Source organism: Sphaerospermopsis sp. FACHB-1194 (assembly GCF_014696235.1).
In the GTDB taxonomy this organism is placed as follows: domain Bacteria; phylum Cyanobacteriota; class Cyanobacteriia; order Cyanobacteriales; family Nostocaceae; genus Sphaerospermopsis; species Sphaerospermopsis kisseleviana.
Map to the genome: position 1 here is coordinate 1 of NZ_JACJPU010000056.1, position 20,579 is coordinate 20,579.

The following is a 20,579-nucleotide window of genomic DNA, read 5'->3' on the forward strand; positions in this document are numbered from 1 at the left end:
GGGACTGGTGACTGGGGACTGGTGACTGGTGACTGGTGACTGGTGACTGGTGACTGGTGACTGGTGACTGGTGACTGGTGACTGGTGACTGGTGACTGGTGACTGGTGACTGGTGACTGGTGACTGGGGACTGGGGACTGGTGACTGGGGACTGGTGACTGGTGACTGGTGACTGGTGACTGGTGACTGGTGACTGGTGACTGGTGACTGGTGACTGGTGACTGGTGACTGGTGACTGGGGACTGGTGACTGGGGACTGGTGACTGGTGACTGGTGACTGGGGACTGGTGACTGGGGACTGGGAAGATGAATAACCCAATTACCAATTACCAATTACCAATTACCAATTACCACCAATTACCAATTACCAATTACCAATTACCACCAATTACCCATTACCAATTACCAATTACCCATTACCAATTACCCATTACCAATTACCCATTACCCATTACCCATTACCCATTACCAATTACCCATTACCCATTACCCATTACCCATTACCCATTATGATTTCTACTATCCCAAATTCTGGTACTGAAAATCTTGCTAATGTGCGGTTACAAATTCGTGCTTTACAACCGCAGTTAATAGAATGGAGACGACGCATACATCAAAAACCAGAGTTAGGTTTTCAAGAAAAACTGACTGCTGAGTATATTTCCCAAAAGTTGCAAAGTTGGGGAATAGAACATCAAACTGGTATCGCGGAAACTGGCATTGTGGCTATTGTCAAAGGTGAAAAATCTGGACCTGATAAAGTTCTAGGTATCCGTGCTGATATGGATGCTCTGCCAGTTAAAGAGGAAAATGAAGTACCTTATTGCTCCCAGCATGATGGAGTGATGCACGCTTGCGGACATGATGGACATACAGCGATCGCAATGGGTACAGCATACTACCTACAACAACATCGTCAAGAATTCAGCGGTACTGTAAAAATCATCTTCCAACCCGCAGAAGAAGGTCCAGGTGGTGCAAAACCGATGATTGAAGCTGGAGTCTTGAAAAACCCAGATGTTGATGCCATGATCGGTTTACATTTGTGGAATGATCTGCCAGTGGGGATTGTCGGAGTTCGTCCAGGTGCTTTTATGGCAGCTATCTCCTATTTTAACTGTACAATTTTAGGCAAAGGTGGACATGGTGCGCTACCTCATCAAACAGTTGATTCAGTGGTAGTTGCAGCCCAAATTGTCAACGCCTTGCAAACAATTGTAGCGCGGAACGTCAACCCCTTAGAATCAGCAGTAGTGACAATAGGTGAACTCCACGCCGGCACAAGAATGAATGTAATTGCTGATACAGCAAGAATGAGTGGATCTATCAGATATTTTAACACTGACTTAGCAGGATTTTTTGAAAAACGGATTGAACAAATTATTGCTGGAGTTTGTCAAACTCATGGCGCTAATTATGACTTAGAATATGTCAATCTTTATCCTCCAGTCATTAATGATCCAGAAATAGCAGAGTTAGTGAGAAGTGTAGCAGAAACAGTAGTAGAAACACCTGTGAATATTATCCCAGAATGTCAAATTATGGGTAGTGAAGATATGTCATTTTTCCTGCAAGAAGTTCCTGGTTGTTATTTCTTTTTAGGTTCTGCCAATGCTGAGAAAAAATTAAATTATCCTCATCATCATCCGCGTTTTGATTTTGATGAAACAGCATTAGCTATGGGTGTAGAAATCTTTGTTAGATGTGTCGAGAAATTTTTGAACTAATCTAATCTAATGTGATAATTGTGGGATAGGCATCTTGCCTGTTCCTAAATTTTAATAATTTTATAATAATTTTATAAAATTTGTATAATTTATTCATTTATGGAATATAATAATGTATTAGTCACCATTGGCACGGTAAATTTTGATCAATTGGTAAATTTCTATATTCAGTTACTAGAACAAGAACCAAAAAAGATGATACCTAATGTTTATGCTGAGTTTAACATCCTGAGTTTAACTTTAGGTATATTTAAACCAAAGAAAAATGATGAATCAGAATTTGTAAGCAATAGCAAAAGTCCGCTAAGTTTGTGTATAGAAGTGAGTAATTTAGAAAATGCGATCGCACACCTCACATCTTTAGGTTATCCCCCACCGGGAAAGATTTCTATAGCATCCCACGGTAGAGAAATTTACGCTTATGACCCCGATGGCAATCGTTTAATATTACATCAAGGTTATTAACCCAAGTTGCTAGTTAGGAATAGGAGTCAGGAGTCAGGAGTCAGGAGTCAGGAAAAAGAATGAATTATGATTGTGTTCCCTGCTTTATTGCTATCTACTTATCCTTGTTACTTCGATTTGAGAGCCTTTCTTGCATAACTAGCAACTTACGTTATTAGTTGTTAGTTATTAGTTATTAGTTATTTTTACCCAATCACCAGTCACCAGTCACCAATCACCAGTCACCAATCACCAATCACCAGTCACCAATCACCAGTCACCAATCACCAATCACCAATCACCAATGTCCATCACACAAAATTACAAATTAAATCTTATTCAATGGTATCCTGGCCACATTGCCAAAGCTGAAAAAAATCTCAAAGAACAGTTAAAAAGGGTAGATGTGATATTAGAAGTGCGGGATGCACGTATTCCCTTAGCTACAAACCATCCGCAAATGAATGAATGGGTGGGGAGTAAGTCGCGGGTGTTAGTAATTAACCGTTTAGATATGATTTACCCCCAAGTGCGATCGCTATGGGTAGAATGGTTTAAAGGCCAAGAACAAGTCCCTTATTTTACTAATGCTCAACATGGTCAAGGTATCACAGCCATAGCTAAAGCAGCGCAAGCAGCCGGGGTAGAATTGAATGAACGCCGAAAACAAAGAGGAATGTTACCCCGTCCAGTGCGTGCGGTAGTGATTGGTTTTCCTAATGTGGGAAAATCAGCATTAATTAACCGCTTGCTAGGAAAACGGGTTGTTGAAAGTGCTGCGCGTCCGGGGGTGACTCGTCAACTACGATGGGTGCGAATTTCTGAACAATTAGAATTATTAGATGCACCTGGTGTTATTCCTGCTAGATTAGATGATCAAGCAGCCGCAGTCAAATTAGCAATTTGTGATGATATTGGCGAAGCATCCTATGATAATCAATTAGTGGCGGCTGCTTTTGTAGATATTTTAAACGAACTGCAAGAAAGCCATCCTCATTTATTACCACCACACCCATTACTTTCACGCTACGAAGTTGATTCTATTATTCACACAGGAGAAGAATATTTGCACGTTCTCGCAGAACATCGTTATAAAGGAGATGTTGAACGCGCTGCTAGAACTTTAGTTAGCGATTTTCGCAAAGGACTTTTAGGTAATATACCTTTAGAAATTCCACCACATTGATTTGACAACGGTTTCCAGGCTTTTTTGAGTAGTAAATGAGTGGTTTGAGTAGAAATTGACTAGTTAAAAGTCGGGACTGTAAGCAGAGGCGATCGCCCAAGTAGCAAGTTGACAATTCTGCCTCACAGATGATCTGAGTCACTAACGTTAGAAAGCTTTAGGTAGGTTTTGCTGAATAAACATGAAAAGATTATAGGTAAAGGGTCTTAGCCTGCTGGAAGTTAAAAAAGTGCAAGCTTTTGCGGGGGAGAAACTAAAAAACCTTGCACTTAATTCCTACTTAGGGGTTGCTGAGAAAGTCTTTCCGTGATGGCATAGGAGTCAGGAGTCAGGAGTCAGGAGTCAGGAGGAGATTTGAAAATTTCTTTGCCATCTCTTGAAATCCCAAAAAATGCACACTTTTTCCGGTATACCCTTCAAAACCCTTGCACTAATTTCTGTGTTTATCAGCCTCTAACCTTTGATATATCAAGGTTTTAGGTTTATTCAGCAAACCCTACTTAAAGAAAAAATCGCTCCCATCGAACTCTTGAAACTGTTCCCTGTTCCCTGTTAAGAGTTCCCTGTTCCCTGTCTCCACGACAAGACTTTTTCAGCAAACCCTACTTATCAAATGCTGTCAGAAAATTCGGAACCCAATTTTGATGGTAGCTGCTATCGTGAATGTGTGTAACACTAGGAAACTACCTGAAGTTAGTTTTTAACAGGAGATCAGGGAATGGCTATTGCTACCATTAATCCCGCTACGGGGGAAACTCTGAAAGTATTTAAACCGCTTGAGGATGGTGAAATAGCGGCTAAAGTGGAGTTAGCCCAACAAAGTTTTCAGGAGTATCGTCAGACAAGTTTTGAGGAGCGATCGCAATGGTTACTCCAAGCAGTGAATATTTTAGAACAGGAAAAGGCTGATTTTGCCAAAATCATGACCTTGGAAATGGGTAAAACCTTAAAATCTGCGATCGCAGAAGTGGAAAAATGCGCCCTGGTTTGTCGTTACTATGCCGAAAATGCCGCCAGTTTCTTAGCTGATGTCACAGTTAAAACCGATGCTAGTCACAGCTTTATAAAATATCAACCATTGGGGGTTATTCTCGCCGTTATGCCCTGGAATTTTCCTTTTTGGCAAGTTTTTCGGTTTGCAGCACCGGCATTAATGGCGGGCAATGTAGGTTTACTCAAACACGCCTCTAATGTCCCCCAATGTGCCTTAGCAATAGAAGATATTTTCCACCGTGCAGGTTTTCCCAAAGGAGTTTTTCAAACATTATTAATTGGTGCTACAAAAGTAGCTGATTTAATGGCAGATGATCGGATCAAAGCTGCTACATTAACTGGAAGTGAACCCGCAGGTGCTTCTTTAGCGGTTGCATCTGGTAAACAAATTAAAAAAACTGTCTTAGAATTAGGGGGAAGTGACCCTTTTATAGTCTTAGAAAGTGCTGATTTAGAATTAGCCGTAGCCACCGCAGTCACCGCACGAATGATCAATAATGGTCAATCTTGTATAGCAGCGAAACGGTTTATTGTTGCTGATCAAATTGCCGATGAGTTTGAAAAAATGCTCTTAGCAAAATTTCAAACTTTGAAAATCGGTGATCCTTTGGCTGATGATACAGATATTGGACCATTAGCAACACCCGATATTCTCCAAGATTTAGAAAATCAGGTGAAAATTGCGGTAGAAAATGGTGCTAAAGTCCTCACAGGTGGTAATGCTTTAAAAGATCAACCTGGCAATTTTTACCCACCTACTATTATTATAGATATCCCGGTAGAAAATCCTATTGCAAAGGAAGAATTTTTTGGACCAGTGGCTTTATTATTCCGAGTTAGGGATATTAATGAAGCGATCAAATTAGCTAATGATATACCCTTTGGTTTAGGTGCAAGTGCCTGGACAAATAATGAAGCAGAAAAAAATCGCCTCATTCAAGAAATTGAAGCCGGGGCAGTATTTATTAATGGCATGGTTAAATCTGATCCGCGTTTACCTTTTGGGGGTATTAAACGTTCTGGATATGGAAGAGAGTTAAGTATTCAAGGTATTCATGAATTTGTGAATATCAAGACAGTTTGGATGAGGTGACAGGTGACAGGTGACAGGTGACAGGTGACAGTAAGAAGGCAAAAGGCAAAAGGCAAAAGGCAAAAGTTTAAAAATTCATTCTTTCTTCTTCCTCCTGACTCCTGACTCCTGACTCCTTTAATTATTACTTTGAGGAAATAATCATGAATACTGCTGAATTATTGGTACAGTGTTTAGAAAATGAAGGTGTACAGTACGTTTTTGGTTTACCTGGTGAGGAAAACCTGCACGTTTTAGAAGCTTTAAAAAAATCCTCCATTCAATTTATTACCACTCGTCATGAACAAGGTGCTGCATTCATGGCCGATGTTTATGGGAGGTTAACTGGTAAGGCGGGGGTTTGTCTTTCTACTCTTGGTCCTGGTGCTACTAATTTAATGACTGGTGTAGCTGATGCTAACCTGGATGGTGCGCCATTAGTAGCTATTACCGGACAGGTGGGAACAGATAGAATGCACATTGAGTCTCATCAATATTTAGATTTGGTGGCTATGTTTGCCCCGGTTACTAAATGGAATAAACAGATAGTTAGACCGAGTATTACACCAGAAGTAGTCAGAAAAGCCTTCAAGCGATCGCAAACAGAAAAACCTGGTGCTGTTCACATTGACTTACCAGAAAATATTGCAGCCATGCCCGTAGAAGGCAAACCTTTACAAAGAGATCACATTGAAAAAACCTATGCAGCTTTCGCTAGTATTCGCGCTGCATCTGCGCTTATTTCCCAAGCAGTAAACCCGATCATTTTAGTAGGAAATGGAGCAATTCGCGCCCAAGCTAGTGACGCTGTAACCCAATTTGCTACCCAATTAAATATTCCTGTTGTTAATACCTTTATGGGTAAAGGAGTAATTCCCTATACCCATCCTTTGGCTTTATGGTCTGTAGGATTACAACAAAGAGATTTTATCACCTGTGGTTTTGATCATGCAGATTTAGTCATCGCAATTGGTTATGATTTAATCGAATTTTCTCCTAAAAAATGGAATCCTGAAGGTAATATTCCCATTGTCCATATTGCAGCTACTTCCTCAGAAATTGATAGTAGTTATATTCCCAAAGTGGAAGTGGTAGGGGATATTTCTGATGCACTGAATGAAATTTTAAAAGTCGCTGATAGACAAGGTAAACCTAATCCTTATGCTATTAGTTTACGGCCAAATATTCGCGCAGATTATGAAAGATATGCCAATGATGATGGATTTCCCATTAAACCACAAAAATTAATTTATGATTTGCGGCAGGTAATGGGACCCGATGATATTGTAATTTCTGATGTCGGCGCACATAAAATGTGGATGGCTAGACATTATCATTGTCATAGTCCGAACACTTGCATTATTTCTAATGGTTTTGCAGCAATGGGAATTGCTATTCCTGGCGCTTTAGCTGCTAAATTAGTCTATCCCAATCGTAAAGTTGTTGCTGTCACCGGTGACGGTGGTTTTATGATGAACTGTCAAGAATTAGAGACAGCTTTGCGGGTGGGTACTGCTTTTGTCACCTTAATTTTTAATGATGGTGGCTATGGTTTAATTGAGTGGAAACAGGAAAATCAATTTGGTAAAGGTAACGCTGCTTTTGTCCATTTTGGTAATCCTGATTTTGTTAAATTAGCGGAAAGTATGGGTTTAAAAGGTTATCGCGTTGAGTCTGTAACTGATTTAATTCCTGTTTTAAAAGAAGCTTTAATTCAAGATGTCCCTGCTGTTATAGATTGTAGGGTAGACTATCGAGAAAATCGCAAGTTTACGCAAAAAGCTGATGAGTTAAGTTGTGAGATTTAGGTGATTGGTAATTGGTAATTGGTAATTGGCGATTGGGAAAAATATAATTACCCATTACCTATTACCGATTACCCAGAAAATGAATTTGGTGGGTTATCAAGTGAAGTTGAGATGATATCTAAGATTTAAGGATGTACAGGATGTTATTTTATATCCTTAAAAATAATATCTGATATAATCAAGATTAACCAAAAAAGCAGACATCTAAACTTCACTAACTTTAATTTTTCCTCTGTGTCATCTGTGCCTCTGTGGTTCGTTAAAAAAAGTTATCTACCATCAATAAAAAATAAAAAATATCAAAAATAGAACGCGGATGAACGCAGATAAGCACAGATAAACCAAATCCTGTAAATCCTAAAATCCTGGACATTATGATTCTGACAAACTTATGATTGCTATTAAAAATCAACTGACACTACAAGAATTTCTCAACCTTCCAGAAGAGGATATCACTTATGAATTAGTTAACGGGGAAGCAAAAGCAAAAATGTCACCTAAAAGATTCCATTCTCGATTAACTATTGCATTATGTTTAATTCTCACACAATGGGCAGAAAATAAAGGGGAAGTAGGTATAGAATGGGCAGTTATTTTAAAACTTTGCGGTAAAGATTGGGTCCCTGTTCCAGATTTATTATATGTTTCTTATTCCCGTTTTCCGAGTGATGTCATTGAAAATGAAGCTTGTCCTATTCCTCCTGATTTAGTTATAGAAATTATATCACCTGATCAATCTTTTGGAGAAATGAGTGCTAAAGCTACAAATTATCTAGATGCAGGTGTAATGAGGGTGTGGGTAATAGATCCGAAAGCGAAAACTGTCACTATATTTTATCCTGATGCACGTCCCCAAACAAAACGGGGTAATGATAGTTTAGAAGATTCTCTATTTCCAGGTTTGGTAATTTCAGCAGAACAAATTTTTCAACAAGCGGGTATTCCTTAAAGTTAGGGAATAGGGAATAGGAAATAATTATTACCCATTACCCATTACCCGTTACCAACATTTTTTAAATTGTATCAGGATCTACTCCTAATTCTCTCAATTTCTGCGCTAATAATTGAGCGCGATTTTCGGCTTCTTGGGCGCGTCTTTGTGCTTCTTCTTTTTCTAATTTCTCCCTTGCAGCACGTTCATCACCTGTAGGTATTACCATTCCTTGTTGATCACACCAACGTAACCAAATATCATTTCTTCCTTCAAATTCTCCTTCCCAAAATGTCACACCTAAGTTAATATCTGATAACCAAGTTTCTGAGGTTTTTGCATAATGTCTACCGACTAATTGATAAATGTGTAATTGATCTTCTCCTAGTTCTTGATTCGGATCGTAAACTAGATAATAGTTGACTTTCATTCTTTCATATATTTTCAGTTTTTTGGTGAGTTCTTCACCTTCTTGGTTAGAAACTATTTCCATGACTAATTCTGGTGATTTACCAAATTTCCACACCATGTAACAACGATTTTGTTTTTTCCACCATTCTTCGGGAGTTTGCACATCAAAACTAATAAAGACATCGGGTACTATTGCAGGTTCTCCATCGGTATGATAAATTCCTACATTGGCTTCTATTAAACAAGGTTGTAATTCTAAATCACTGTAAAGCGAACTAACTAAAAGTCGTTGTTGTTTTGCAGATGGAAAGTTATCCACAGGTGTATCGTCTTCTGTAATCAGTAAATTAGCATCTGGAATATAGTGATCATCAACTTTGTCTAAAAGTTGTTCAGTCATGATTTTTATTCACTTATTCAATAGCGTTATTTTAATTATACTTGGTATTAAAGTTTCGCGCAAAGGCACAAAGAAGCAAAGGTGCAAAGTAAGAAGATAATTGATGGAATTATGATCAAAAAAGTTGCTTTTATAGATTCCTGTCATAAATAAATATTCTGACTCCTGTACGGGTTTAGCAGTGCTACACCCTTACTGACTCCTCACTTCTGATAAAAAATGTTAAATTTTCCTCAGTTTGCGGTAATCTTTCCAAGTATTGATGTCAATAACCACACAAGTTGAGGATATCGCTGTGACTAAGTTTTTATTTGTAACTGATCTAGATAATACTCTTGTTGGTGATGATCAAGCTTTGCTAGAATTGAGCGATCGCCTCGAAAATCATCGTCAACAACATGGTACAAAAATAGTCTACTCCACAGGACGCTCTCCCCTTCTCTACCGCGAACTCCAACAGGAAAAGAACCTCATCCAACCTGATGCACTGGTTTTATCTGTGGGTACGGAGATTTATCTCGATGGTAGCGATACTCCCGATCCCCAATGGTCAAAAATTCTTGCTCCCGGATGGCAAAGGGAATCTATACTGGATATTACCCAAAAATTCCCCGAATTGGAATTACAACCAGAATCCGAACAACGTCTTTTTAAGGTCAGTTTTTTCTTAGAAGAAAAATTTGCAAGTATTATACCACAACTTGAGGCAGAATTGCAAAAACTTCAACTTAATATAAAATTAATTTATAGTAGCGGTATAGACCTTGACATTTTGCCCCTTACCAGCGATAAAGGTCAAGCAATGCAGTTTCTACGACAAAAGTGGCAATTTGCAGCCGAGCAGACTGTTGTTTGTGGTGATTCAGGTAATGATATTGCTTTATTCGCAGTAGGTGAGGAACGGGGTATCATTGTCGGTAATGCTAGACCAGAATTACTACAATGGCACAATCAGTATCCTGCTGAATATCGTTACTTAGCACAAAAGCATTGTGCGGCGGGGATTATGGAAGGATTAAAATACTTTAAGTTCCTAAAATGATAAGCTATCTCAAAGGTATTGTGGCTGGTGTGCAAACGGTTAGCGCGAATCGCACGATTCTCACGTTAGAGGTAAATGGCATTGGGTATGATTTACAAATCCCCCAACGTCTCGCTAACCAATTAAGTAATACTGGTGATGTGGTACAAATTTTTACCCATTACCAGATTCGGGAAGAAGTTCCTGTACTCTATGGGTTTTCTTCCCCTGCGGAAAGAGATTTATTTCGTCACCTGCTGTCTGTAAGTGGTATTGGTTCAGCTTTAGCGATCGCTCTTTTGGATACTTTGGAATTACCAGAGTTAGTACAGGCGATCATTGCTGCTAATATTAATATGCTCATTCAAACCCCTGGTGTGGGTAAGAAAACTGCTGAACGCTTATCTTTAGAACTCAAAAGTAAACTGATTGAGTGGCGTAAGTCAGCAGGGTTTTTTGTGGCTACCGGTGGTCCAGCACCAGGTATTTTGGAAGAAGTGCAAATGACTCTCTTTGCTTTGGGTTACACTCCCCATGAAGTTAGTCATGCTTTGCACGTTGTTAGCGAAGATATTGGTTTAACTAAAGATGCCTATGTGGAGGATTGGATTAAACAAGCGATCGCTCATCTTAGCAGTAGTGAAGCAGTTCAGATGGCAGGTGGCAGGTGACTCTTGACAGGTGGCAGAGTTGAAAGTTCTTGTTAACGAACCGCAAAGTACGCAAAGGACACAAAGAGAGGAGTGATTTAGAGAGATTTTGCGTGAGTCATCGGTCAATTTTAGGTTTATTTGTGTTGAAAATTAGTTTGTTTCGTTTCTGAGTAATGAATAAAAATCCTTACGCTTGGATACAGGAATCACTAACAACTATTCATCGGGCTGATTGGTATCGTTCTGTACAAACTATTGGCAGTCTACCCGGTGCTGTTGTGCTGTTATCTGGGCAAGAGGTGATTAATTTTGCTAGTAACGATTATTTGGGATTAGCAGCAGATGAAAATTTAAAAACATCGGCTATTCAAGCTATTCAACAATTCGGTACTGGCAGCACGGGTTCTAGATTACTCACTGGACATCGAGAATTACACAGGGAATTGGAACAGGCGATCGCATCTACCAAACAAACACAAGACGCTGTAGTATTTAGTTCTGGTTATTTAGCAAATATCGGTACAATTACTGCTTTAGTGGGAAAGCGAGATTTAATTTTATCAGATCAATATAACCATTCCAGCTTAAAAAATGGGGCAATTCTTAGCGGTGCAACCATCATAGAATATCCCCATTGTGATATTCTGGCGTTGACGGCAAAGTTAAACCAAGAACGTCAAAAATACCGACGTTGTTTGATTATCACCGACAGCGTTTTTAGTATGGATGGTGATTTGTGTCCTCTTCCAGAACTGTTGGATCTAGCAGACGAATATAGTTGTATGCTGCTGATAGATGAAGCACACGCTACCGGAGTTATGGGAAAAACGGGGGCGGGTTGTGTGGATCATTTTGGTTGTACAGGCAGAGAGTTAATCCAAGTTGGCACGTTAAGCAAAGCTTTGGCAAGTTTAGGCGGTTATGTGGCCGGAAGTCATCAATTAATTGACTTTCTCAGAAACCGCGCACCTAGTTGGATATACACTACTGCCCTATCACCAGCAGACACAGCAGCAGCTTTAGCAGCAATTCAGATAGTACAACAACAACCAGAACGCCGTCAGCGATTATGGTCAAATGTTGATTATTTAAAACATTTGGTTACAGAAAATTTAACTAAGTTAACACCTAAGTTAACACCTAACTTAAAAATCTTACCTTCCCAATCTCCGATCTTCTGTTTTCAATTACCTGATGCGGCTACAGCTTTAACAGCAGGTAAGAAGCTAAAGGAAGCGGGTATTTTTGCTCCTGCTATCCGTCCTCCCACAGTACCAACAAGTCGTATTAGGGTGACAATTATGGCAACCCATGAAAAAGAGCATATTAATAAGTTAGTAAATAGTTTAAAACAATTGATAATTGACAATTGATAATTGACAATTGTTTAATTCAATGTTGCAAATATCCCCTTTACCGGCGACAAGAAGAACAAATTTCTTGTTTTCCCATCTTCTCACGAATGATCCAGAGGTAATTGTCAATTCTCAAAACAGAAATTTGCTCAAGTTTTTACAGACTATATACACCCCTTGGGATTATAAATATATCATACCAGAAAAAAAGTGTATGTCAATATCAATCGCTGAAAAAACCAAAACTCGTTAAATAGTTGAGAATTTATAGCAATAATCTTGAGAATGGCTAGGGTTTATTGCGAAAATGAGGGTGCAAAACTTTTTTGGCACATTTCATATTTAAAAAGCTTATTAAATGTTTCCATCCCCTTGCGGGGAAGTAGGTATGAAAAACATCAATCAAACTGGATGATCGCCGCAGGGTGGGGTTTGGCGTTTCCATCCCCTTGCGGGGAAAAGGTTATGAAAAACTGATGGGATTATTCAGTCGCGAGGGATGCTATGAGTGGTTTCCATCCCCTTGCGGGGAAAAGGTTATGAAAAACGCGCGTTGATGTTCACAGATTGGCGACCCCCAAAAAAGTTTCCATCCCCTTGCGGGGAAAAGGTTATGAAAAACAATGGAAATAGACCCAGATTACATCAAGGCATACAAAGTTTCCATCCCCTTGCGGGGAAAAGGTTATGAAAAACAACTCTATATTCAAGTTTGATGTCAGAGCTATGTTAGGTGTTTCCATCCCCTTGCGGGGAAAAGGTTATGAAAAACGACTGGTTAGTTCAACAGAAGGAAGCTTAATTGCTTCCGCTCTTGTTTCCATCCCCTTGCGGGGAAAAGGTTATGAAAAACACTGAAGCTAGACTATCACAAAGTTTCAGTTTAAAAACAGTTTCGCGTTTCCATCCCCTTGCGGGGAAAAGGTTATGAAAAACGGGGATTTTGATGCTTATAATAACGTCTTCATGGGGTTTCCATCCCCTTGCGGGGAAAAGGTTATGAAAAACCTAGATGATTTAATAGCGGAACATGGTATACAGCCTTGTTTCCATCCCCTTGCGGGGAAAAGGTTATGAAAAACAGGAGTTAGCTAGAAAGCTAACTACCACTTTCAGTCAACTGAGTTTCCATCCCCTTGCGGGGAAAAGGTTATGAAAAACGAATTATGAAAGCGTATCAGGTTATGGTTGGCGACAAAGTTTCCATCCCCTTGCGGGGAAAAGGTTATGAAAAACGAAAGGTGCTGCCACCGGTATCAACTTCTGGAGTACCACCTGTTGGTTTCCATCCCCTTGCGGGGAAAAGGTTATGAAAAACGTTCCTCCTTCTCAGAGAGTGGGAACCCTAGATGTTAGTGTGAGAAGTTTCCATCCCCTTGCGGGGAAAAGGTTATGAAAAACTTTTGACGCATTAGAAGCCGGGAGAAAACGAGTTAAAAGTTTCCATCCCCTTGCGGGGAAAAGGTTATGAAAAACATGACTTAGCAAATCGTAGAGCTGAGAACAACCCAGAGGAGCGGGATGGTTTCCATCCCCTTGCGGGGAAAAGGTTATGAAAAACCCTATACTCACGGAAACCTTGTTACATTTAGCTTTCAAAGGGCATTTGCGCCAAGCTACGGAAACAAAGATGTAACAAGCAAAGTCAGTATTCAATTTTATTGGTACAGATTGCTGTTTCCAGCCAATAAAAATAATTTAACCGAAAAACTCCCAGATGTCAACCCAAAAAACTAACATTTTCTTAAAATCACAGAACATTACTAAATGTAAATCTTTATAGCTGCTTGCGCCAAACTTATCAAAGTTCTTAACATTCCGTTACAATCCCGCAAACAACGAAATATTAAGGATATTGGTAGTTAAAATGCTGTATTTTCCCCAGTTCTCAAATTTACAAAAGTTAACCAAGTGGGTGTGAAAAATTGTCGTTATGACAAAGCAGGAGGCAGAAGGGAAAAGCAAAGTCAAACCACTGACTCCTGACTCCTGTACGGGCGTTCGCGAAGTGTGCTGGAAGCATCAGCATTCGGACGACCAATTATCAATTTTTGTCCCAGGTTATTTTCCTGTAAGGGCGAAGCATTCGGACGATAAATTATCAATTTTTATCACAGGCTATTTTCCTGTAAGGGCGAAGCATTCGGACGATAAATTATCAATTTTTATCACAGGCTATTTTCCTGTAAGGGCGAAGCATTCGGACGATAAATTATCAATTTTTATCACAGGCTATTTTCCGAATGCTTCGCCCCTACGACTCCTGACTCCTTGAACTGCAAAAGTGAGAAAATCTTCCCAAGTTGCTTCTACCCAAGTATCAGTGGGGATAGTTGTTAAAACTAAAGGAGAGTTAACCATAATTAATCATTGTATGCTGTTATTATTTAGTGTAACTCCAAAGATTGATAAATGTGGTGATAGTTAAAAGTTGATTTTTCCCAATCACCAATCACCAATCACCAATCACCAATCACCAATCACCAATCACCAATCACCAATCACCAATCACCAATCACCAATCACCAATCACCAATCACTAACTTACTCTTTATACTTCTTTTCAACTTGCAAATATTGAGGAACACCCATCAAATTTTGAAAATCTTGAAAACCCATCAAACCCGATAAATTAGCTGTATTTCCCTGTTCTTTTAGATGTTGAAAACAATTACTCATTACTTCAGTGACAACCATCAGCGCAGTCAAGGGAAAAAAGACAATTTTAAAACCCAAACTTTGTAATTCTGCGGTTGTAATTTCCGGTGTTTTTCCACCTTCCACAATATTCGCAACTAAAGGAATATCAGGAAAAGAATCAGCAATAATTTCTAATTCTCTCACAGATTGGGGAGCTTCGATAAACAAAACATCTGCACCCGCATTAATATAAGATTTTCCTCGTTCAATAGCTGCTTCTAAACCCAACGGTGCGCGTGCATCAGTTCGGGCTATAATTACCAAACCACTATCACCACGAGCATCTACAGCAGCACGAATTTTTCCCGCGTGTTCCTCCATAGAAATAACTCGCTTACCTTCAAAATGACCACATTTTTTAGGCCATTCTTGATCCTCCAAAATTATCCCCGCTAAACCAATTTTTACCGCATCTTTTACCGTCCGCATCACGTTTAAAGCATTACCATAACCAGTATCACAATCAGCAATTAATGGTATATTAATTGATTGGGTTATTCTTCCCACACTATAGAACATTTCTGTAGCAGTGAGAAAACCATAATCAGGTAAACCCAAGGTAGAAGCAGCAATACCAAAACCGCTAGTAGCAGCAACTGTAAAACCCGTTTTTTCTACTAACTTCGCACTCAGACAGTCATAGACACCGGGAATAACAATAATTTCCGAACCTGCGAGTAATTCCCGCAATTTTTGAGAAGTAGACATCACCAAAATCATACAGTTAACATCTTTAATAATATCTTAATTTCACGGTTTAATAGATATTTTTCGTCAGTTATAATAATTTAAGGTAAAGGAATTTTCTCTGCAATTCTTCATGGTTGTTTTTGCATAATTTTGAGCATTTACTGAATGTTAGAAAAACTCAGATTAGCAAGATTAGCTTTTATTCCCAAACTTCGCAAATCAAAGTAAATCCGTAAACCACAGAAAATATCAAAACCTCCTCCCATCCCCCCAATGAGTAAGTTTTTGCAGTTAGCGATTTGGTTAAGGATAGGTAAATTTAAGTTCATATTTGTTTATGAAATAATAGTTGTCAATATCTACTATAAAATCTAATATTATTAGGACTTACGGAAGATGTGACTGAAAACCTTATTCTTGCGTAGGGGTAATTCATGAATTACCCCTACTTTCGTTCCCTTTTGCGTAAGTCCTGATTATGATAACCTAAAAACATAATACCCAGATCCCCGACTTCCTCAAGAAGTTGGGGATATATCCACTTTCTAACCTACTGACCATAATTTGAAGAATAAATAATTCTCTAGTCCCTAGTCCCTAGTCCCTAGTCCCTAGTCCTAGTCCCTGTTCCTGCCAATGACAAAACCCATAGAAGTCCGCAACCCCCGCACAGGTAAATTTGATTATGTCATCATTCCCCCACCCCCGAAATTGCTTTCTCAGCAATGTCATCGACTCCGTAGGGGACAAAATGCTTGGCAAGAAATCGGTATAGAAGGTAGAATTGAAGCATTAAAACAATGGAAACAAGCGATATTAACAGAACGCAAATTATTAACAGATGCCTTAGTCAATGATACAGGTAGATTAGCAACATCAATATTAGAAATAGACTCTTTTTTAAATAGCATTGATAGATGGTGTAATTTAGCTCCCCAGCTATTACAAGAAACATCCAAAAACACATCTATTCCCTTTATTGCTTTACATCAAACTGCTGTTCCTTACCCCCTAGTTGGTGTAATTAGCCCTTGGAATTTTCCCCTTTTATTATCTACAATTGATACAATTCCCGCCTTATTAGCAGGTTGTGCGGTGATAGTAAAACCGAGTGAACTTACACCCCGGTTTGTTGCACCTTTAATGACAAAATTAAATACAATTCCCCATTTAAGAGATGCCTTAAATTTTGTCGAAGGTGCAGGACAAACAGGAGCGGCTTTAATAGAAGAAGTAGATTTAATTTGTTTTACAGGTAGTGTAGAAACAGGAAGAGTAGTAGCAGAAACTGCCGCTAGAAACTTCATTCCCGCATACTTAGAATTAGGTGGAAAAGATCCCGCAATTGTCTTAGAATCAGCAGATTTAGATTTAGCAACTTCCGCAATTTTATGGGGTTCTGTTGTCAACACAGGACAATCATGTTTATCAATTGAAAGAATTTATGTAGCTGAATCTATATATGAAGAATTTTATCATTTATTAGTCACAAAAGCCCATCGTTTGCAACTAGCATATCCTACAATTGAAAGCGGAGAAATAGGACCAATCATTTCTGAAAAACAAGCAGCAATTATTAACGAACATTTAAAAGATGCCGTTGACAAAGGAGCAATAATTCACTGTGGTGGTAAAGTAGAAGAAATAGGTGGTGGTTGGTGGTGTCGTCCCACAGTAATCACCAACGTTCACCATTTTATGAAAATCATGAACGAAGAAACCTTTGGTCCAATTATGCCAATAATGCCTTTTTCTAGTATTGAAGAAGCCATAGATTTAGCCAATGATTCTATTTATGGATTGAGTGCTGCTATATTTGCAGAATCAGCAGAATTAGCATTAGAAATTGGAATGCAATTAGATGTAGGAGCTATTAGTATTAATGATGCCGGTTTAACAGCTATAATGCACGAAGGAGAAAAAAACGCTTTTAAATTTTCTGGTTTAGGAGGTTCGCGCATGGGTCCTGCTGGTTTAAAACGCTTCCTCAGAAAAAAAGCCTTTTTGATTAAAATGAACACCAGTAAAGATCCTTGGTGGTTTCATGATTCAGAATAGGTGACAGGTGACAGGTGACAGGTGACAGAAAGAAATCTATCAATTACCAATTACCAATTACCAATTACCAATTACCAAAATCACGATGTGGTTCATTTACCTGAAAATAGCTGTAATTTAGTATCATAACTACTTATTCACCAACAAGGTAAAAGCATGGCAAAAAGCGACAAAATCAACTTTTCCACTCCTAGCGGTTTTCCCGAATTTCTTCCCAGCGAAAAGCGTCTCGAAGTATATTTATTAGATATAATTCGTAAAGTTTTTGAAAGTTATGGTTTTACACCCATTGAAACCCCAGCAGTAGAAAGGTTAGAAGTGCTGCAAGCAAAGGGAAATCAAGGTGATAATATAATATATGGTATTGATCCAATTTTACCACCAAATCGCCAAGCTGAAAAAGATAAATCTGGGGAAACAGGTTCAGAAGCAAGAGCTTTAAAATTTGATCAAACTGTTCCTTTTGCTGCTTATATTGCCCGGCATTTAAATGAATTAACTTTTCCCTTTGCGCGTTATCAAATGGATGTAGTTTTTCGGGGAGAACGAGCAAAAGATGGACGTTTTCGGCAGTTTCGCCAATGTGATATTGATGTTGTGGCTCGTGGTAAACTCAGTTTATTATATGATGCCCAAATGCCAGCAATTATCACCGAAATATTTGAAGCTATTAATATCGGTGATTTTGTCATTCGCATCAACAACCGAAAAATTCTCACTGGGTTCTTTCAATCTGTAGGAGTAGCTGAAAACCAAATTAAAGCTTGTATTGGCATCATTGATAACTTAGAAAAAATCGGCGAAGCGAAAGTTAAACAAGAATTAGAAAAAGAAGGTATTTCTTTAGAACAAACAGAGAAAATCATTGAGTTTATCAAAATTGATGGTAGCGTTGATGATGTTTTAGATAAACTCAAATATCTAGGTTTAAACTTACCATCAGCCGAAGAATTTAATTTAGGAGTCAGTGAACTAGAAACCGTAATTAATGGAGTCAGAGATTTAGGAGTTGCTGATAAACGTTTCTGTATTGATTTATCTATTGCTCGTGGTTTAAACTATTATACAGGAACTGTTTACGAAACAAGTTTAATTGGACATGAAGCTTTAGGTAGTATCTGTTCTGGTGGCAGATATGAAGAATTAGTAGGAATGTTTTTAGGGGAAAAAATGCCGGGTGTTGGCATTTCTATCGGCTTAACGCGGTTAATTAGTCGCTTGTTAAAAGCAGGGATTTTGAATACATTACCACCCACACCAGCGCAGGTAATGGTAGTGAATATGCAGGAAGATTTAATGCCTGTTTATTTAAAGGTATCACAACAATTAAGACAAGCAGGAATTAACGTTGTTACCAATTTTGATAAAAAACAATTGGGTAAACAATTTCAAGCCGCAGATAAACAGGGAATTAGATTTTGTGTGATCATTGGTGCTGATGAAGCAGCAGCGGAAAAATCATCACTCAAAGATTTACAAACAGGTGAACAAATAGAGGTAGCTTTAGCAAATTTAGCTGAAGAAATTAAACAAAGGTTAGGTATAATTACATCAGTGTAATAAGTACCTAAACCTTCGTTTATGCGCTTTTTACGTGGTTTATTCGACAAGTTGATGGGCTTTTTCCAATAAAATTAATAGCAATGTCCAGTATTTTAATTTTATTGGACATTGCTAAATAATGAACTAGGAAAAAACGTTCACCAAAGGTGTTCCCGAAGGGTAGAACACGAAGAGAAGAAGATAGATAATCTTACGATGTAGATTACTATCTTGCCATCCCCTCAAAAGGTGTGTAACCTTTGAGTGGTGAAAATTGCAATAAGGTGGTTGTTACAGCAGTTTTCATATCTTTAGACCACATGTTGACGCGAAACCTAAATCAAAATGTGGTTTATTTACCTGAAAATAGCTGGAAATTATCAACGTGGGGTGAAACACCTGATGGGTATAACACTACATCCAATATTCACAAGATCAGAAATATAATAATTGATGAATTGATTCCTTTGGCTAGGTATCAATTAATTAGGGCGATCGCACAACCATAGTAAAACTATCAAGTAAAACTATAACGGAACTGCGATCGCTTCTTTGATCAATTGATAATTGATAATTGATAACAACATAAATGAAGAATACATCAGAAAACACTTTAAAAACTGCTCAACAAGCATTTGAGCATTTTAAACAAGGACTAGAAACCGGTGAATGGCAAAATTTTCTTGATATGCTTACCGATGATTTTACCTTTTGGTTTCCAATGGGTAAATTTCAAGGTTTAAATACAGGTAAAGAACGAGCAAAAGAATTTTTTGAATATGTTTCTGAAGCCTTTAAACCTGGACTAAAGCTAACTTCTTTAGACAACATTACCAGCAACGAAAAAACAGTTATTTTTGAATTTCGGGATGAAGGCAACTTATTAGGACAACCTTATAAAAATCGGGTTGCAGTTGCCTTTGATGTGCGCGGTGATAAAATTTGCAGCTACAGAGAATACTTTGGTAGTGATGGTAAATCGTATTAAAGTCATTAGTTATTAGTCATTAGTTATTATTCAAAAACTTTTCCTCCCCTACCTCCTCTCTTGACTCCTGACTCCTATTTAATATTAATTTTTCTCCGCATCTAAACCATTAATTTCTCGACATTTAACCTCAGCAGCTTGATAAGCATCCAAATATTTTTGATCACCTAACATTACATCCCCATAATATTCATAAGGTGCATCACCATAAATGGGTAAAGGATCATCTTCAGGATAATCTTCCTCTGATTCTTCAATAATTGCTTTTAGCTTTTTCACAGTCAAACTTTGGGCAGGAAAATACCAAATGTTCTCTGCTTTTCTTTTTAAATGAGGAAAAGTCGGATCAATAATTACATTTTCTAACTCAATCCAAGCGTGTTCAACAGGTTTGAATGGATGACCACTAAAAACTATAAAACCTTGAACATACTTTGCACCTTCGGTTGCTAAAACTGCTTTATAAGCATTATCAAAAGGTTTTTTCGCTTTACTTTTGATACTTTCGGCAACTTGCAAAGACAGTGATTCATCTAATAATTTATTCATGGTGACAATTATCATCCTTTAATACAGTCAACTCTATCATCTCTTAATTTA

At 38.3% G+C, this 20,579-nt stretch carries 22 protein-coding genes and 1 CRISPR repeat array; of the genes, 15 read left to right on the forward strand and 7 right to left on the reverse strand.

Annotated elements, in window-relative coordinates; all coding sequences use genetic code 11:
- Positions 1 to 326: hypothetical protein (locus tag H6F45_RS22855; protein ID WP_190348466.1), on the reverse strand; the 326-nt coding region annotated here is incomplete at its 3' end.
- On the opposite strand from H6F45_RS22855, the gene H6F45_RS22860 reads away from it, so the two are divergent.
- The 7 genes from H6F45_RS22860 (at position 307) to H6F45_RS22890 (ending at position 8,179) form a co-directional block, all read left to right on the forward strand.
- The gene (locus tag H6F45_RS22860; protein WP_190348467.1) at positions 307 to 513 is read left to right on the forward strand and encodes a hypothetical protein; all 207 of its coding nucleotides are present in this window, start codon (positions 307 to 309) and stop codon (positions 511 to 513) included. The genes H6F45_RS22855 and H6F45_RS22860 overlap by 20 nt on opposite strands.
- A complete protein-coding gene (locus H6F45_RS22865; protein ID WP_096569662.1) occupies positions 510 to 1,727 on the forward strand; it encodes a M20 family metallopeptidase in 1,218 nt (405 codons plus the stop codon). Before H6F45_RS22860 ends, H6F45_RS22865 begins: the two co-directional genes overlap by 4 nt.
- Positions 1,728 to 1,826: 99 nt before the next feature.
- Positions 1,827 to 2,192, forward strand: a complete 366-nt coding sequence (locus H6F45_RS22870) for a VOC family protein (RefSeq protein WP_137669546.1) — start codon at positions 1,827 to 1,829, stop codon at positions 2,190 to 2,192.
- A 283-nt stretch (positions 2,193 to 2,475) separates the two neighbouring features.
- Complete coding sequence (gene ylqF / locus H6F45_RS22875) at positions 2,476 to 3,357, forward strand: ribosome biogenesis GTPase YlqF (protein WP_137668569.1); 882 nt, start codon at positions 2,476 to 2,478, stop codon at positions 3,355 to 3,357.
- Between the two features lie 718 nt (positions 3,358 to 4,075).
- Positions 4,076 to 5,443 (forward strand): NAD-dependent succinate-semialdehyde dehydrogenase, encoded by a 1,368-nt coding sequence (locus tag H6F45_RS22880; RefSeq protein WP_190348468.1) that lies wholly within the window; start codon positions 4,076 to 4,078, stop codon positions 5,441 to 5,443.
- A gap of 143 nt (positions 5,444 to 5,586) precedes the next feature.
- A complete protein-coding gene (locus H6F45_RS22885) occupies positions 5,587 to 7,230 on the forward strand; it encodes an acetolactate synthase large subunit (protein ID WP_096569670.1) in 1,644 nt (547 codons plus the stop codon).
- A 391-nt stretch (positions 7,231 to 7,621) separates the two neighbouring features.
- On the forward strand, positions 7,622 to 8,179 hold the full coding sequence (locus H6F45_RS22890; protein WP_190348469.1) for a Uma2 family endonuclease: 558 nt from the start codon (positions 7,622 to 7,624) through the stop codon (positions 8,177 to 8,179).
- 64 nt (positions 8,180 to 8,243) lie between these two features.
- Here the strand turns inward: H6F45_RS22890 and H6F45_RS22895 are convergent, their stop codons facing one another.
- Positions 8,244 to 8,972 (reverse strand): Uma2 family endonuclease, encoded by a 729-nt coding sequence (locus H6F45_RS22895; RefSeq protein ID WP_190348470.1) that lies wholly within the window; start codon positions 8,970 to 8,972, stop codon positions 8,244 to 8,246.
- A 295-nt stretch (positions 8,973 to 9,267) separates the two neighbouring features.
- Here H6F45_RS22895 and H6F45_RS22900 point away from each other — a divergent pair, with 295 nt between their 5' ends.
- The 3 genes from H6F45_RS22900 (at position 9,268) to bioF (ending at position 12,019) form a co-directional block, all read left to right on the forward strand.
- A complete protein-coding gene (locus H6F45_RS22900; protein ID WP_190348471.1) occupies positions 9,268 to 10,014 on the forward strand; it encodes a sucrose-phosphate phosphatase in 747 nt (248 codons plus the stop codon).
- A complete protein-coding gene (gene ruvA / locus H6F45_RS22905) occupies positions 10,011 to 10,664 on the forward strand; it encodes a Holliday junction branch migration protein RuvA (RefSeq protein WP_096569676.1) in 654 nt (217 codons plus the stop codon). The genes H6F45_RS22900 and ruvA overlap by 4 nt, the downstream gene beginning before the upstream one ends.
- Before the next feature lie 155 nt (positions 10,665 to 10,819).
- Entirely contained in the window at positions 10,820 to 12,019 is a 1,200-nt protein-coding gene (gene bioF, locus H6F45_RS22910) for an 8-amino-7-oxononanoate synthase (protein WP_190348472.1), read from the forward strand.
- Between the two features lie 342 nt (positions 12,020 to 12,361).
- Positions 12,362 to 13,562: a CRISPR direct-repeat array (repeat unit 37 nt; unit sequence GTTTCCATCCCCTTGCGGGGAAAAGGTTATGAAAAAC).
- 406 nt (positions 13,563 to 13,968) lie between these two features.
- On the opposite strand, the gene H6F45_RS22915 is transcribed toward bioF, so the two are convergent.
- Together H6F45_RS22915 and H6F45_RS27155 are read right to left on the reverse strand one after the other, a co-directional pair.
- On the reverse strand, positions 13,969 to 14,106 hold the full coding sequence (locus tag H6F45_RS22915) for a hypothetical protein (protein ID WP_190348473.1): 138 nt from the start codon (positions 14,104 to 14,106) through the stop codon (positions 13,969 to 13,971).
- A gap of 127 nt (positions 14,107 to 14,233) precedes the next feature.
- Positions 14,234 to 14,362 (reverse strand): hypothetical protein, encoded by a 129-nt coding sequence (locus tag H6F45_RS27155; RefSeq protein WP_255427218.1) that lies wholly within the window; start codon positions 14,360 to 14,362, stop codon positions 14,234 to 14,236.
- 70 nt (positions 14,363 to 14,432) lie between these two features.
- Here H6F45_RS27155 and H6F45_RS22925 point away from each other — a divergent pair, with 70 nt between their 5' ends.
- Positions 14,433 to 14,582: a hypothetical protein gene (locus H6F45_RS22925; RefSeq protein WP_190348474.1), complete on the forward strand. Its 150-nt coding sequence runs from the start codon at positions 14,433 to 14,435 to the stop codon at positions 14,580 to 14,582.
- Here H6F45_RS22925 and H6F45_RS22930 read toward each other — a convergent pair.
- Together H6F45_RS22930 and H6F45_RS22935 are read right to left on the reverse strand one after the other, a co-directional pair.
- Positions 14,546 to 15,409: an oxaloacetate decarboxylase gene (locus tag H6F45_RS22930; protein ID WP_190348475.1), complete on the reverse strand. Its 864-nt coding sequence runs from the start codon at positions 15,407 to 15,409 to the stop codon at positions 14,546 to 14,548. The two genes, H6F45_RS22925 and H6F45_RS22930, sit on opposite strands and share 37 nt — an antisense overlap.
- 140 nt (positions 15,410 to 15,549) lie before the next feature.
- Positions 15,550 to 15,720, reverse strand: a complete 171-nt coding sequence (locus H6F45_RS22935; RefSeq protein WP_190348476.1) for a hypothetical protein — start codon at positions 15,718 to 15,720, stop codon at positions 15,550 to 15,552.
- A 307-nt stretch (positions 15,721 to 16,027) separates the two neighbouring features.
- Between H6F45_RS22935 and H6F45_RS22940 the strand changes: the two genes are divergently transcribed.
- The 4 genes from H6F45_RS22940 to H6F45_RS22955 all read left to right on the forward strand — a co-directional run bounded on the left by H6F45_RS22940 (position 16,028) and on the right by H6F45_RS22955 (position 19,979).
- A complete protein-coding gene (locus tag H6F45_RS22940; protein ID WP_190348477.1) occupies positions 16,028 to 17,449 on the forward strand; it encodes an aldehyde dehydrogenase family protein in 1,422 nt (473 codons plus the stop codon).
- A 156-nt stretch (positions 17,450 to 17,605) separates the two neighbouring features.
- The gene (gene hisS, locus H6F45_RS22945; protein ID WP_187041538.1) at positions 17,606 to 19,009 is read left to right on the forward strand and encodes a histidine--tRNA ligase; all 1,404 of its coding nucleotides are present in this window, start codon (positions 17,606 to 17,608) and stop codon (positions 19,007 to 19,009) included.
- A gap of 329 nt (positions 19,010 to 19,338) precedes the next feature.
- Complete coding sequence (locus H6F45_RS22950) at positions 19,339 to 19,500, forward strand: hypothetical protein (protein WP_190348478.1); 162 nt, start codon at positions 19,339 to 19,341, stop codon at positions 19,498 to 19,500.
- A gap of 80 nt (positions 19,501 to 19,580) precedes the next feature.
- Positions 19,581 to 19,979, forward strand: coding sequence for a nuclear transport factor 2 family protein (locus H6F45_RS22955; RefSeq protein WP_096569686.1), 399 nt, complete (start codon positions 19,581 to 19,583; stop codon positions 19,977 to 19,979).
- A gap of 84 nt (positions 19,980 to 20,063) precedes the next feature.
- Here H6F45_RS22955 and H6F45_RS22960 read toward each other — a convergent pair whose 3' ends face one another.
- Positions 20,064 to 20,528, reverse strand: a complete 465-nt coding sequence (locus H6F45_RS22960; RefSeq protein ID WP_190348479.1) for a hypothetical protein — start codon at positions 20,526 to 20,528, stop codon at positions 20,064 to 20,066.
- Between the last annotated feature and the right edge of the window lie 51 nt (positions 20,529 to 20,579).

Coding starts and splice junctions, on each gene's coding strand:
- H6F45_RS22860 (WP_190348467.1), top strand. CDS start 307: ATGAATAACCCAATTACCAATTACCAATTACCAATTACCAATTACCAC.
- H6F45_RS22865 (WP_096569662.1), top strand. CDS start 510: ATGATTTCTACTATCCCAAATTCTGGTACTGAAAATCTTGCTAATGTG.
- H6F45_RS22870 (WP_137669546.1), top strand. CDS start 1,827: ATGGAATATAATAATGTATTAGTCACCATTGGCACGGTAAATTTTGAT.
- ylqF (WP_137668569.1), top strand. CDS start 2,476: ATGTCCATCACACAAAATTACAAATTAAATCTTATTCAATGGTATCCT.
- H6F45_RS22880 (WP_190348468.1), top strand. CDS start 4,076: ATGGCTATTGCTACCATTAATCCCGCTACGGGGGAAACTCTGAAAGTA.
- H6F45_RS22885 (WP_096569670.1), top strand. CDS start 5,587: ATGAATACTGCTGAATTATTGGTACAGTGTTTAGAAAATGAAGGTGTA.
- H6F45_RS22890 (WP_190348469.1), top strand. CDS start 7,622: ATGATTGCTATTAAAAATCAACTGACACTACAAGAATTTCTCAACCTT.
- H6F45_RS22895 (WP_190348470.1), bottom strand. CDS start 8,972: ATGACTGAACAACTTTTAGACAAAGTTGATGATCACTATATTCCAGAT.
- ruvA (WP_096569676.1), top strand. CDS start 10,011: ATGATAAGCTATCTCAAAGGTATTGTGGCTGGTGTGCAAACGGTTAGC.
- bioF (WP_190348472.1), top strand. CDS start 10,820: ATGAATAAAAATCCTTACGCTTGGATACAGGAATCACTAACAACTATT.
- H6F45_RS27155 (WP_255427218.1), bottom strand. CDS start 14,362: ATGGTTAACTCTCCTTTAGTTTTAACAACTATCCCCACTGATACTTGG.
- H6F45_RS22930 (WP_190348475.1), bottom strand. CDS start 15,409: ATGTCTACTTCTCAAAAATTGCGGGAATTACTCGCAGGTTCGGAAATT.
- H6F45_RS22935 (WP_190348476.1), bottom strand. CDS start 15,720: ATGAACTTAAATTTACCTATCCTTAACCAAATCGCTAACTGCAAAAAC.
- H6F45_RS22940 (WP_190348477.1), top strand. CDS start 16,028: ATGACAAAACCCATAGAAGTCCGCAACCCCCGCACAGGTAAATTTGAT.
- hisS (WP_187041538.1), top strand. CDS start 17,606: ATGGCAAAAAGCGACAAAATCAACTTTTCCACTCCTAGCGGTTTTCCC.
- H6F45_RS22955 (WP_096569686.1), top strand. CDS start 19,581: ATGAAGAATACATCAGAAAACACTTTAAAAACTGCTCAACAAGCATTT.
- H6F45_RS22960 (WP_190348479.1), bottom strand. CDS start 20,528: ATGAATAAATTATTAGATGAATCACTGTCTTTGCAAGTTGCCGAAAGT.